The organism is Chryseolinea soli, from assembly GCF_003589925.1.
GTDB lineage: Bacteria > Bacteroidota > Bacteroidia > Cytophagales > Cyclobacteriaceae > Chryseolinea > Chryseolinea soli.
This window is the reverse complement of sequence record NZ_CP032382.1, coordinates 6,087,227-6,099,847: the sequence shown is the minus strand read 5'-3', so window position 1 is coordinate 6,099,847 and position 12,621 is coordinate 6,087,227. Positions and strand designations below refer to the sequence as shown.

The 12,621-nt window shown below is 46.3% G+C and carries 12 protein-coding genes; 4 read left to right on the top strand and 8 right to left on the bottom strand.

Features of this window, described 5'->3' with window-relative positions:
- Nucleotides 1-8: 8 nt before the first annotated feature.
- From D4L85_RS25555 to D4L85_RS25545, 3 genes are read right to left on the bottom strand one after another with little or no spacing between them, the layout of a single operon-like run.
- Nucleotides 9-677 carry a hypothetical protein gene (locus D4L85_RS25555; protein WP_160143998.1) on the bottom strand — a complete coding sequence of 223 codons (669 nt, stop codon included), beginning with the start codon at nucleotides 675-677 and terminating at the stop codon, nucleotides 9-11.
- 20 nt (nucleotides 678-697) lie between these two features.
- On the bottom strand, nucleotides 698-2,176 hold the full coding sequence (locus tag D4L85_RS25550; RefSeq protein ID WP_119756968.1) for an FAD-binding protein: 1,479 nt from the start codon (nucleotides 2,174-2,176) through the stop codon (nucleotides 698-700).
- Nucleotides 2,177-2,183: 7 nt separating this feature from the next.
- Nucleotides 2,184-2,543, bottom strand: a complete 360-nt coding sequence (locus D4L85_RS25545; RefSeq protein ID WP_119756967.1) for a hypothetical protein — start codon at nucleotides 2,541-2,543, stop codon at nucleotides 2,184-2,186.
- Nucleotides 2,544-2,828: 285 nt separating this feature from the next.
- Here D4L85_RS25545 and D4L85_RS25540 point away from each other — a divergent pair, with 285 nt between their 5' ends.
- Nucleotides 2,829-3,479: a hypothetical protein gene (locus D4L85_RS25540; RefSeq protein ID WP_119756966.1), complete on the top strand. Its 651-nt coding sequence runs from the start codon at nucleotides 2,829-2,831 to the stop codon at nucleotides 3,477-3,479.
- A 108-nt stretch (nucleotides 3,480-3,587) separates the two neighbouring features.
- Here the strand turns inward: D4L85_RS25540 and D4L85_RS25535 are convergent, their stop codons facing one another.
- Both D4L85_RS25535 and D4L85_RS25530 read right to left on the bottom strand, forming a co-directional pair.
- Nucleotides 3,588-4,292, bottom strand: coding sequence for a LytR/AlgR family response regulator transcription factor (locus D4L85_RS25535; protein WP_119756965.1), 705 nt, complete (start codon nucleotides 4,290-4,292; stop codon nucleotides 3,588-3,590).
- A complete protein-coding gene (locus D4L85_RS25530) occupies nucleotides 4,289-5,323 on the bottom strand; it encodes a sensor histidine kinase (RefSeq protein ID WP_119756964.1) in 1,035 nt (344 codons plus the stop codon). Before D4L85_RS25530 ends, D4L85_RS25535 begins: the two co-directional genes overlap by 4 nt.
- 237 nt (nucleotides 5,324-5,560) lie before the next feature.
- On the opposite strand from D4L85_RS25530, the gene D4L85_RS25525 reads away from it, so the two are divergent.
- Complete coding sequence (locus D4L85_RS25525) at nucleotides 5,561-6,469, top strand: ATP-binding cassette domain-containing protein (RefSeq protein ID WP_119756963.1); 909 nt, start codon at nucleotides 5,561-5,563, stop codon at nucleotides 6,467-6,469.
- A 1-nt stretch (nucleotide 6,470) separates the two neighbouring features.
- Nucleotides 6,471-7,244, top strand: a complete 774-nt coding sequence (locus D4L85_RS25520; RefSeq protein ID WP_119756962.1) for an ABC transporter permease — start codon at nucleotides 6,471-6,473, stop codon at nucleotides 7,242-7,244.
- 172 nt (nucleotides 7,245-7,416) lie between these two features.
- Here the strand turns inward: D4L85_RS25520 and D4L85_RS25515 are convergent, their stop codons facing one another.
- The gene (locus D4L85_RS25515) at nucleotides 7,417-8,700 is read right to left on the bottom strand and encodes a Kelch repeat-containing protein (protein ID WP_119756961.1); all 1,284 of its coding nucleotides are present in this window, start codon (nucleotides 8,698-8,700) and stop codon (nucleotides 7,417-7,419) included.
- A 238-nt stretch (nucleotides 8,701-8,938) separates the two neighbouring features.
- Here D4L85_RS25515 and D4L85_RS25510 point away from each other — a divergent pair, with 238 nt between their 5' ends.
- The gene (locus tag D4L85_RS25510) at nucleotides 8,939-9,856 is read left to right on the top strand and encodes a carbohydrate-binding family 9-like protein (RefSeq protein WP_119756960.1); all 918 of its coding nucleotides are present in this window, start codon (nucleotides 8,939-8,941) and stop codon (nucleotides 9,854-9,856) included.
- A 19-nt stretch (nucleotides 9,857-9,875) separates the two neighbouring features.
- On the opposite strand, the gene D4L85_RS25505 is transcribed toward D4L85_RS25510, so the two are convergent.
- Nucleotides 9,876-10,871 (bottom strand): WD40/YVTN/BNR-like repeat-containing protein, encoded by a 996-nt coding sequence (locus tag D4L85_RS25505; protein WP_119756959.1) that lies wholly within the window; start codon nucleotides 10,869-10,871, stop codon nucleotides 9,876-9,878.
- Nucleotides 10,872-10,947: 76 nt separating this feature from the next.
- A complete protein-coding gene (locus tag D4L85_RS25500) occupies nucleotides 10,948-12,108 on the bottom strand; it encodes a vWA domain-containing protein (RefSeq protein WP_119756958.1) in 1,161 nt (386 codons plus the stop codon).
- Between the last annotated feature and the right edge of the window lie 513 nt (nucleotides 12,109-12,621).

Sequence of the window (12,621 nt, the reverse complement as noted above, 5' to 3'; positions counted from 1 at the left end):
GTCGCGCGTTATTTGTTTTTATGATAAATGATCGCTTGAATGTTTACTTCCACAGGGGCTTTCCGGTGGTCTGATTTTTCTTCCGGTGTGAGCAACGATCGGAACTCCCACGGACCGGCGATATTAAATCCCTCCAAACCGGAGAAGGGTATGCTGTCCCTGGACAATTCAATTTTTTTACCCCCATGGAACACGGTCCAAGGTCTGCCCATGGTAGATCTTACGGACTTGATCAAAAAGAAATTTCCCCACCGCGAAGGACTTTTGACGCCTTTGAAGATGATGCTGTCGTTTGTAAAAATCGGCTCGTCAAAAACGATCAGGTTGCTGGTTTCCTGTGGCAAGACCTGGACAAAAATGAGCCCGAGGGCCGGTTCTTTCTTTCCCTTTTTAACCAGGAGGGTGAGTTGCACGAATTTCTCGACGTCGAGCCCGCTTGAATCGATCACCTCATGATAAAGAAGCGTCGGCTTGCCACGCACTTTCCAGTGAACTTCGAGCGAGTCGTTAGCGCCGATGGTCTTGGTTTCTATGCCGGCCACCTTCGTAACAAAGGAGTCTATTTTTGGCTTGCAGGAAATAACAAGAACAAACAAGAACAACATCAGCGTAGCAAAACGCACGCTGTCAGCTGGATCTGGATCTTTAGAGAAATGATGCCGGAGGTTCGTACACATAATGATTTTTATTTCTCGACCTACGCAAGCCCTGCTGTTTTTAGGTCGCGGTGATTGAAAACATCCATCAAGTCCATATCGCCGTTGAACAACGTGAGCCGGCTTCTCTTCCACGTCTCGATCCGATCGCCGCCATACATCTGCAGAAGCCTTGTCGGATCGATCAGCGAATTCTTTGACCAGTGAAGGCTATAACGAATTCCCGCACCTCTTAATTTTGTTAACAGCAGCTCTTCAAATTTCGGATAATCCGAATCGTGAAGCATTCCGAATTCAACCACGACCGACTTCGGGGCGTGACACGTGAACCCAAACAAGGCGTCGCCCGGATGCCCTTGCTTTAACAGCCGAAAGGTCGCGATAACATCATCAATGGAAACAGCCAATGCGGTTTCAATAAAACCTTCCAAATACGTGATCGTTGCTGTGAAAAGTTGTCCTGATGTGCCGCGCACGTCCGTCAATACCGCATTCTTTAAATATTGCTTGAATTGGATCTTAGACTTTCGCGCCGCAGAAACAAACGGCAATTTAAGTAGAAGCCTCCCGACCCGATCGCCCGGTGCATAACCCGAAGCATTGCTCACGATCCACAACGGCTTGGGAATGGGGTGACCTTCCTCATAGTTCACCTTGGTTCCTTCAATAAGAAAATAGGAATCTTCATGCGGGTTGAAAACCGCCTCCAGATGATAGAGCCCTGAATAATAGCCCGGATCCGCCAGGAGGGAGGCCAGCTTTGGCTCGTCCACTTCTCTGATCGGCGGGAAGGCGATCTGGTACAGCGGTGCCGTTTCAATGGCAAAAGCCGTGATGATCCCAAAGGCACCAAAGCTCACCAGCGCCGAATTGAAAATGTCGTTGTCGCGGACCGGCCTGGATTGGATCCGGTCGAAAAAGGTCTCATTCATGACGGGGCGATCGCTTCGCTCGATCCAAATGGGCTTATCCGTACCGTTGCACAATTGAATCGCGGCAACAAAATCGGGCAAGGCCCCAAAATTTACCGCGGCGCCGTGCGTATTTCCCGATACAGCGCCCACAACCGTCTGGCCGGCGCCTATGCCCGTGGTCTTCATCGCACGCGCAGGCCTGCCCGTTCCCCGCGGCAATTCCAGGTAGACATTTAATTCGGCGATAGAGATCCCACATTGCGCGATGACCAGGAGCGGTCGCTGATCCTGTGGATAGTCGGCATGAAAGCAATCTGCATCTACCTCAAAACACTTGTTTAATAATTTGTTGTTGACCAGCCAATGCTCGGTAGATTGGATGGGGGAGAGTGCCCACGCAGAACCAATGGCACGAAGTTTCTTTTTCTTTGCCTTCGCCTCCTGGATCAAGGCATTCAAATCTCCGCTGGCTTGATTCAGAAAATCGTAGGCGCTTTGCAATGGACGCTGCGCATTGGAATTGTCGACATCAATAAGATCCTCCAAGGATAGCGTGTTGGTGACATGGATATTTTTCCAGGTCCTCGGCCCGTTTCTTTTGATCATAGCCGTTTCAGTTAACAGGTTTAGCACATCTCCAACTGATCTTCGCAGGCTGCCAGATGCCCAGCGTCACGATCATGGCCAACTGATGGCCAAAGTTCCTTTCAATTTTTATCTCTTCAATATTCAGACGCGTACCATCACCAAGCTTGCAGTTCTCGATCCTCACATCATCGCGTATAGCACCCCAGAGAAACACGTTAGTGTGATCGCTTTCCCATTCGGTGCCGGGTTGGTTGCCCATTTCGCGGCCGTCCGGACCACCGGCTTGGTAGACGTGGGTGACGGCGCAACTGGAGTGGGAGAGGGAGAATAAGATGAAGATAAACAGGAGGGATGCTGTTTTAAAAAACCTATGAGACGTTTTCATTTCCTTGGTGATTTGAGGGTTATGAATCGAAAGGATGAAATAGTGCCGCAGATTCCGGTTCCGTCAATGATGTTGCGACTTTGATTAAGTAACAATATATTAGGTTGCCTGCCAATACCCGAATGTAGGTAATTTGCCCGATTAAATGAGATTAGACGTCGCATCACTGTTGTAAGTGAAATGAAAGGGAGGGGCACCTTGTGGCCCTTGTGAGTAAAGGAAATTTTTAACATCGGGCAACAAAAAAAATGATATATTTTAGTTCATTAAGTTGGCATTTTGAAAATGAAAAAGCGTAGTAAGGAAAGCGTAGTAATATCTAAGGCAGGACCTAAACAGCCTGTCATCATAAGGAACTGGTATCACCGGCCATATCTTGCGGTTATTTGTCAGGTGCTTGGGGGGCTCATCATCTTTAGTTCTTGGATTGTTGAAAGAACTTTTCAGCAGGCATGGAGCGAGGAGGTTGAAAAATTGAAAGGCGCCCAGGTTATGGCTAATATTTTGGAGATAAATCGCTCCAGTTTTGAAATCGCAGTGGTCAGAGATCGCATGGATAGCATGGAGCTAGCTTTCTATAAAGGGCGATTAACAAAGATTTACATGGATTTGCTAACAATCGGCCACGGAAAAGCTACAGATCATGTTGCCAGTTATGACAGCTTGTTGCGTTTCAAGGAAAAGCTGTTTGAGCCAACTCAACCCTATATGACTCGAGAAGAATATACTAAGGTTTCCACAAACTTTGATTTGGTATCTAGACTGTTTAATTCAAGTTATAAACGACTCGACAACTCGTTAGCTGGACTTCTTGAAGCAGTACATCAATTGGAGGATTTTTGGTCTTCGATTTTTACAACTCTATATGTTGTTGGAAGTCTATTCATTGGCGCAGGCTATGTATTTGAAAAGATTCTCAGCCTCCAGACTAATTAAAAGGAAGTGGGAGAAGGTGACAGTCCTTTCCGGTCAGTATCTATCAAGAATTGTATTTAACATAATATAAATTATATAACTATTACTACACAACTGGCTGCCCAGCAGCTATATGACATGATCGTGACCCATTCCGTTCCTCAGCATAAGCTGCAACTGCTGCTGGTATGCTTCACTCACGGGTATTTTATGGGCACCGATTGTGACCTGGTGCTTTTCCACTTTTTCAATTTTACTTACCGGTACCATGTACGAACGATGCACCCGTATAAATTTTTGCTGCGGCAGCCAATGAATAGCTTCTGCAAAGGTACTGCGGGCCAACACTTTTTTATCGTTCAACGCAAACGTTACATAGTTGCCGGTGGCTTCCAGGTAAAGAATTTCATCGTACATCACTTTTACCTGCTCGTAACCGGTTTTAAGATATACATGATCGCTGGTTCCGGTAGTGTTTCGATAGTTATACAGTTCAAATGCCTTGTTGCACGCCTGGAGGAACCTGGTCAGTGAGAATGGTTTCAGCAAATAATCGATGGCGTCCATTTCAAAACTGGTAACGGCATGCTCGCTGTAGGCGGTTGTGAAAATGAGCAGCGGCTTTTTGCGCAGACTATTGAAAAACTCGATACCGGAGATATCAGGCATTTTAATATCCAAAAAAATCAGGTCGATGTTTTCCTTCTGCAAGTATTCCAGCGCCTGGAAGGCATCGGTGAACTCGGCTTTTAATTCCAGGAACGGAACTTTGGAGGCGTGCGAGCGCACTACTTCCAGTGCCATGGGTTCATCGTCAACCGCAATTGCTTTCATAGCCCTAAGTTAATCACAAGATGCACAAAATAGTCGAGGGCCGTTTCCCGGATCGTCAACTCATGTTTGCCGGGGTATACCAGCTGCAGCCGTTGCTTTACATTCATGAGGCCGATGCCATTGCTGTTTTTCTCAGGGTCGTTTTCCGGGCGTACGTGTTTGGTGTTGAACACATCGAAGTATACGGTTGATTGTTTCAATTCCAGCGAAATCCGGATATGAGATTCTTCCCGCAAGCTGATGCCATGTTTGAAAGCATTTTCAATAAACGGAATGAGCAGCATGGGCGCAATCTGTAGGGCAAGGTCTGCCTCCTTCGGAATAGCGATTTGAATTCTGATGTTCGGACTGATCTCGGTGCGCAAACGTTGCAGCGCGATGTAGTTGTTGAGATATTCCAGGTCGCGGACGAGTGCTATTTTCTCCTGAACATTCTCTTGCAACATGAAGCGCATCATGCTGCCCAGTTTTTCGATAGCCTCGCTGGTGCGGTCGGCTTTTTCATGAATGGCCAGGCCATATAAGGTGTTGAGAGCATTGAATAAAAAATGTGGACTTATTTGGGAACGCAAAAAATCCAGGCTGGCTTCCGTTTGCACCAGTTCCTTTTTGATCGAAAAGAGTTCTTCGTTGCCGCGGGCAAGTCGTTTGAAAATAATCCACTGCACGGGAGCCAGGATTAAAAGCAAACTGAAAAACGTGATGCCCCCCAATTCCATGAAAAAACCTTCTTCCTCAATGAAAGCGGAGAGAACCATGGCTGTGCTAAAAAAGATCACCAGGCAGTAAACAAAAATGCAGGCGATGTAGAACAGAACGGGAAACCGAAAGGTGAGCGCTTTTGGAAACAGATAACGAAACGACAAGTGATACATCAGCCAACCGCTGGGAAGCGTGATCGTCCAGGAAGAAATAAATTCTGACTCCCTATCGACCATAAGCACAAAAGCGGTAATGGTTAACCACACACCGAAAAGGATAATGGTTTCGCGAGTGGCAAGCTGTCTATTGAAAGGAACTTGTTGTGTCATAGAATCAAATCGAGGTACAATATAAAGGAATCTGTTTTCTGCCTTGAATTATTTGTGACGAATCAGCCGAAAGAAGGGATGGAATTTGATATCGGCATGCGCATCTTACGATGACCTTTGTTCTCCGGGCATTCGTCCCAACGCTCCCCTACTCCATCACATTTATTGAGGTCTTCATCACGTCCGCTGGGTACACTGCGGAAGCTCGCGTAATGTTGCGTCACAAAACAATCAAGCATGAATGCAACATCTGTCATTTGCACCAACGGAATATTCTACGATTATTCAAAAGGAGTTAACACGCTCACCAACATTCACCTGGAGGTAAGTCGTGGCAATATCTATGGGTTCCTCGGTCCGAATGGATCAGGAAAAACAACCACGTTAAGTTTGTTGCTGGGATTACTGAAAAATCAGCGTGGCACCATTGAGATCCTTGGCAAAGATTTGCAACACCATCGCCAGGAAATATTGAGTAAAGTGGGATCGTTGATTGAAAGCCCCTCGTTGTACAATCACCTGACCGCAAAAGAAAACCTGGAAGTGTACCGTGAGATCTATGGTGCATCAAAAGCCAGGCTGCAGGAAGTCCTGTGTATGGTGGGTCTGAGTGATACCGGAAAGAAAACGGTGAAGCAATTTTCACTGGGCATGAAGCAACGGTTGTCGCTTGCCCTTGCGTTGTTGCCAAAACCTGAGTTGCTCATTCTGGATGAACCTACAAATGGTCTTGATCCGGCCGGCATACTGGAATTGAGAAGTTTAATCAGGAAGCTAAACGAAGAGGAAGGCATTACCTTCCTCATCTCCAGTCATATTTTGTCAGAAGTAGAGAAGATGGCAAACCGCATCGGCATCATCTACAAGGGCCGGATGCGATTTCAGGGTTCGCTTGAAAAGCTCCACCAGCTACAACAAAAGCAATCGTTGGTGCAACTGAACACATCTGATAATTTGCGCGCATGGGCTGTGCTCAGGCAATTCCAGGCTGAGTTGCTCGAAGATGATCTGGTCGTACCGTATACTGACATCCAACAGGTGGCAACCATTAACAGGATCTTGGTCGACAATGATCTTGATGTGTATGACCTCCATCCGCGCAAGCAGACTCTTGAAACAATTTTTATGGCCTTAACAACCGGTTAATATGACTTTTGCAGCTTCTCTCCGATCAGAATTTCTGAAAATAAACCGCACCTCGGTGATTTATCTCATGCTGATCGCCGCGTTCATTATCCCGTTTGTGCAGTTGTTCGATTATGACTCGCCTTACCCAGGCAATCCGGTCAATGGCTGGGATGATTTTTACAAAGAAGGTTTTATGGTTTTCGCGTTTGTCTTTCTTCCGCTCTTTTTTGTGCTGGCGAGCACATTACTGATGCAGATGGAAGTCAAAAATAATGCATGGAAGCAGGTGTTGGCATCACCACAATCGTTCTTTCACATCTTGTTGGCCAAGTTCATAGCTCTGCAAGTGCTAGCGATTGCCTTCCTGTTGATTTTTAATGTTTACACGGCGATGAGTGCCGGCGTGATTGATATTCAATTCGGTCTGGATTTTTTAGCATACCTCGATCGATGGCCTGAATTGTTGAAACTTAATTTACTGGCGTATGGATCAACGTTCGGCATCAGTGGGCTAGGTTTTTGGCTGGCAGTACGTTCAAAGAATTTCATTGTGCCTGTTGCGATTGGTTTCTCGCTTTGGCTTATTTGTCTGGCAGCACTCGAAGTTAAATGGCCTCACATTGATAAATATGTGTTTGGGCTCCCCTTCACAATCGTATCGAAAAAGTATGAGCATGAACATCTGCTTCATCAGTTACTTTCGATTGGGTATGGTATGTTTTTCTTTGGTGTAGCTTATTTTGAATTTGTGCTTCAACGAACACCCCTAAGTTCACTCTGGCGGAAAAGATAACAGTCATGTCGAGCAATCGCCAGACACCCTCTCCAATAATTTAGTGTCCGCTAGCTATAGAGTCATTCCTGACTCTCTTTGCACCAAACCAAATACTTCCATCAACCCACCGCACCAAAAACTTCAATAAAGACCGGGCAAGCCATGTGCGTCAAGGTCTCGGCTTTCGATGTTAATGGACTGCCGGAAAGTACAGATATAAATCATTGTACATCGTATTGCCATAATACCCTAACCCAGCATAACCAATATAGCCATTCGATCCGGACATCATTATAAACCGGCGCTGGCCAACAAAATCATCCACCCGTGTCCACGCTGAATTCTTGGGATCAAATTTCCAAAAATCACGGCCGGGTGTATTGTTATCAATAGAACCCAATCCAAAATAGGCGATTCCGTTTATGCCGAACGCAACTCCTTCCAGTCTTGCTTCGCCCGGAAAATCGGGTTGCTGTGTCCAGCCGGTGGCAGCGTTGTAGGTAAAATGTTGTTTGGTTCGCACATCATTGTCAACTACTCCTGCCAACAAGTGACTTGTGTTGTTGATCGTCAAACTCGTAAAGCCGTAGGTTGAATCGCCTGGAAAATCTGCAATGGCCGACCACTTATTTTGAATTCTGTCGTATGTGTAAAAATCCAACAATGAGATATAACCATTCCTTATTCCCGACCCGACGTGTATTTTATCATCCAGGACAAACGCTGTCGCACTGGAACGGCCATCCCCCGGAAAATCAGCTAGCCTCTCCCAGCTATCGTCAACCGGATTATACTCCCAGAGCTCGATCAAATTTGAATTATCTTCAGCATATCCGAGGCAGACATATCCCTTGTCATTCACGCTGAACCCGAGGGTGGCAAATCTTTTTCCTCCCGGAAAATTCCGAAGCTTTGCCCAGGTATTCGTGGCTATAGAATAAGACCACCAATCTTGAAATCGCTCATTCAAAAAATTAGCACCCAGTCCAACGTAAATCGTGCTGTCAATAATAAAAGATGTCGATCCGTAGCGCGGATTAAATGGAGCATCTGCCACGCGAACCCATTGCTCGAATGGCTCAGCATGGATTGGCACCGGAATGTCTATTGTCTGGGTGCTGGTTATTACAAAGAAGTCAGACGTACCACTAAAGAGATTGTCAGTAATCTGGAGGACCGCTGACCGTTTAGATTGAATGGCAACTTTGTATTCGCCCGGATCCAGCGCATAACGTCTATCGGCATCGGCGATTGTAACGCCGGTAAATGTATACAACACTTCGTTTTTTGCATTCAGAATGGTAACATCAAACGGAGTCGTTCCTATTTGAGCGGCGCCGGAAACCAGCATAACTTTGATAGCGCCTTTCCCGGTAACAGTTTCTTCCTCTCCTTCATCCTGACAAGCCGTAAAACCAAAAAGAAATCCAAATAAAACAACGAGAAAACTAAGTTGATCGATAAATTTTAACATGTGAAAAATTAGAAAGCTAAAAATATAATGGTTTTTGCTGGGGACCAAAGCCTGGTACAAGGAAATGTTTTATTTATGCTGGCTGCACATCCCTTCCCGGCTTCCCTTGCTCGGCTGAAAAAAAATCTCTGTCCTCCCCTCCTGTTACCGCTCATACGTCGCTGCCGTATGTATAACCAAAACCAACGCAACCGCGATTTTCTTTTCTGTAGTTTGACGCATTGGTTTACTTTTTAAGATGATCTACAAAGGAGTTTTATTCGCCGCGCTCATTATCGCCTGTTTTATCCCCGACATGAACGAATCACCCGGTGTTGTCACGAACATGCAAAATTTGGAGACGCTGCCTTGCCAGGAAAAGGATGTTGTTCACTATACAGCCCACCAGATCACGGAAACGCTCGCCATCGATGGCAAACTGGATGAAGCCGCCTGGAAAGACGCTGCCCGGTCGCCGCGCTTCGTCGACCTGATCAAGGGGACACCTACGCACCTGGATACGAAGGCCGCCGTACTGTGGGATGAAAAATACCTGTACGTCGGCTTCTGGATTGAAGAACCTAACGTTAAGGCCACACTCACGGACCGCGACGCGCCGGTTTACCGCGACAACGACGTTGAGCTGTTCATCGCCGGGCCCGATGGATACTATGAGTTTGAGATCAACGCCTACGCCACGATCTACGAAGTATTGTTCTTTTGGGAGGAGACGTTCGAGAAAAACGGCTACAGCAAGCTCCCCGAATTCGACCGGACACGCGAAGGCGTCAAACCTTTCAACGGCGTGGGGTATAAATCCCATCCACGGGGCCGGCGCATCGGGTTTTGGAACTGGGATTATCCGGGTCTCCTGAAAGCCGTGCATGTCGACGGCACGATCAACAACGACAAAGACCGCGATCGTGGGTGGACGGTAGAGCTCGCGTTGCCATGGGCAGGTTTCGCTACATGGAATGGCGGCCGGTCATTACCACCCCACAACGGCGACGTGTGGCGGATGGATTTCTCCAGATTCAATACGTACAAAGCGCCGGCACCCGCACATGATTCTGGCGGCTGGGCCATGAGCCCGCACGGCGTTTGGGACTCGCACGTACCCGAGTGTTTTACCGCCGTGGAGTTCTCGAAAGAACCGGTTGGGAAGACGACGAAATAGCCAGAGGGAAGCCTATATTTCAGCATCCAGCACCTCCTGCTACCGCGTACAATATTTTGCCAGAAACATATATTCTAAACACCTTCTGATCAACACCGGAATGAACAAGATTCCATGTTTTACCCATGTCAGATGATCGGAATATACCATCCGGGTGACCGCATATTAAATATTCACCCATTTGTTTGATCGATGAAATGAACAAAGAAGGCTGAAGTCCTTCATCAATGGCTTTCCAGGTTTTTCCATTGTCCAATGAAATGCGCATCCTTCTGGACATGGTCGTTGTATTAGAAGATATCGCAGCAAATCCACCTTCGATACGTTCAATGGCTATACCCACACCACCCTCGCGGATTACCCATTCCCAGTGTTCACCATTGTCGGTCGAACGCATGATGCCCTTTTGACCCGTCGCGATGAGAAGACCTTTTGACTCCACCATGTGCATGACCCAGCCTTCATCTTGTACTTGCTTCCAGCTTTCTCCCCTGTCGGTAGATTTGTAAAGACCGCTATCGCAACCTAAGAACACCGTCCCATCAGAGGTTTCAAAAACAGTTCGCATCGAACGTCCTTTGAAACTTGTATATATCGGCAACCAGGTTCCTGCAGCGGGTGCCTTTTGATAAATTTGCCCATCATAATTGTAGGCCATCACTCCGGAACGATTGAAAGCAATCGAGGCGCTTCGTAGATCAAGACCAATCTCTTTTTCCCAAACAGGAGTTTTGAGGTTACTTTTACTGTGATACATTACATTTTTTATACGCAAATAGACATCCGACTCTCCTTCAAAAAAGCCTTCAGGCTGTTCATTTTCAGGCAAGCCATGACTGATGTCTTCCCAGGTCTGTCCCCCATCTTTTGATTGGAAAATGGTATTGGTTGCCCCCGGTTCAACATCATTTGTTGCGGCCGGATTGGCCGTGATGGATTTTAAAATCTTTGCCGCTGGATCAGAAGAAAAGGCGCTCAGCATAAAATACAACAACGTCAGATGTAGGAAACGCATATAAATTTGATTTAGTTTAATGAAATAATACGCATCAAGATTACAGCCATTATTTTTTTGTTACGATCTTCATAAGCTAACAACCTTCTGCCCACTTCAAATTCTTTGCACTCCCCTGTTCTTTAATTGCTTTCATCATGGATGCATCTAACATTTTATCTTTGCTGCTTTGGGGAGTATTTTTAAAGATATATTCCTGTCGTTTTTTATTCAGGGATTGTATCTCAACCTGAATCTTTGTTCGCTCTTCCGATTTTTGCTTGATGTATCCCTTGCGCTGCTCCATGCTCATGGTGCGCATTTCTTTGGGGAGGTCGTCTGACTTGGTTTCCACAATTACTTTTTCATTGTCTTTTGCGGCATCCACCAGATCCCAACTGGAGTTCTTATAGGCATGTGAACTCTTGCAAAAGCTGCGCTCCGCTATATTGGCCGATCCATAACTCGCTGCGTTTTTGTCTTGTGAAATTTGTTGCTCCTTCCTATACTCACCGGATGCCCCGTAGTAAACATAGGTCGCGTTAAGTTTATCGTTCAACGCAGCAATCTGATCATCGTATGGTGTTGGCACGTAGACAGTCTTGTTGTTTTGTTCGATGCTCATAAAGGCTCCGCCGGTTAGTTCCGCACCACGCTTCCAGCCCAACGTGATGCCGTCGGCAAAATCGCCGCAGTAAATGGCATTCACCATAACACCCTTTTCTTTTGCCGTCCTACAGGCTAGCTCGTACGATACATTTCCCTGCGTAAAGGGCTCGTTGCCTGCAATGAAAATCATCTTCAAGTCAGCATTGGAAGCAGACCACGCCAATTGATTCAAGGAAGTTTCGATCACATATCCGCAAAATTCATTTCCACCATTGGTGCTTAGTGAAAACAGCTTCTCCGAAAGAACATCAAGGTCTTCGGTTAAAGGACTCACCTGGCGGATATAGCCTTCAAAAGACGAAAGTCCGTCATTGCCATATTCATACAACGCAATCTTAATATTGGGCTGCTTGCCATCTCCGCTTTTGGCCGCGGCCACTTCGTTTACAATTCTCCACAACTGCGATTTTGCCTGATCGATCAGACCATCCATACTATTGCTCGTATCAAGCAAAAGCGCGATCATGATCGTTTGATCTTTTGCAGGAGCAACACCATTGACTTTGTCTGTTGTGAAGCTCATGAACAGGAAGGCCACCAGCAATACAAGGGGTCTTGAAAGGATGCGGTAATGACGAAGTAGTTTCATAATCGTATGTTTTATTTTGGTCAAGTTTCAGGCGTTCGCCGTGTCTCCCATTTGGATTTTTGTGGTCAGACATGGACCCGGTGACAACCTGAATATTTTTTCAAATGGGTCATAAAAAGCTGCTTTTGGTTTGTGTAACCAAACGTACGTACGATGAGCAGGGGCAGTAGTAAATGGCTTGTAAAAAGAATGTAAATGCATGTAAATTTTTCCCATACGGCGTTCAGAAGCCCGTCAATTAAACTTTTAGCGGCCATCTTGATCGTCTTTTTGCGTTGTTTTCTTTTTGACTGCGCTCGCTGCGGACGGGTCTGAAAGTGAACTGTTTTGAACGGGTTAACAGGTCATCCGTGATCAAATTTGAAAAATGAGTCCGTGTTTCAGACGGACACAACTGGAGCTGCTGGAAAGGTCGCGCCCAGGTAAGCGATGCTCAACATGTCGTGAGCAAAAAGATGATGGTAGACGATTTCCTGGAAAGGTTTCATAAGCAAAATTGTTTTAACTTCACAC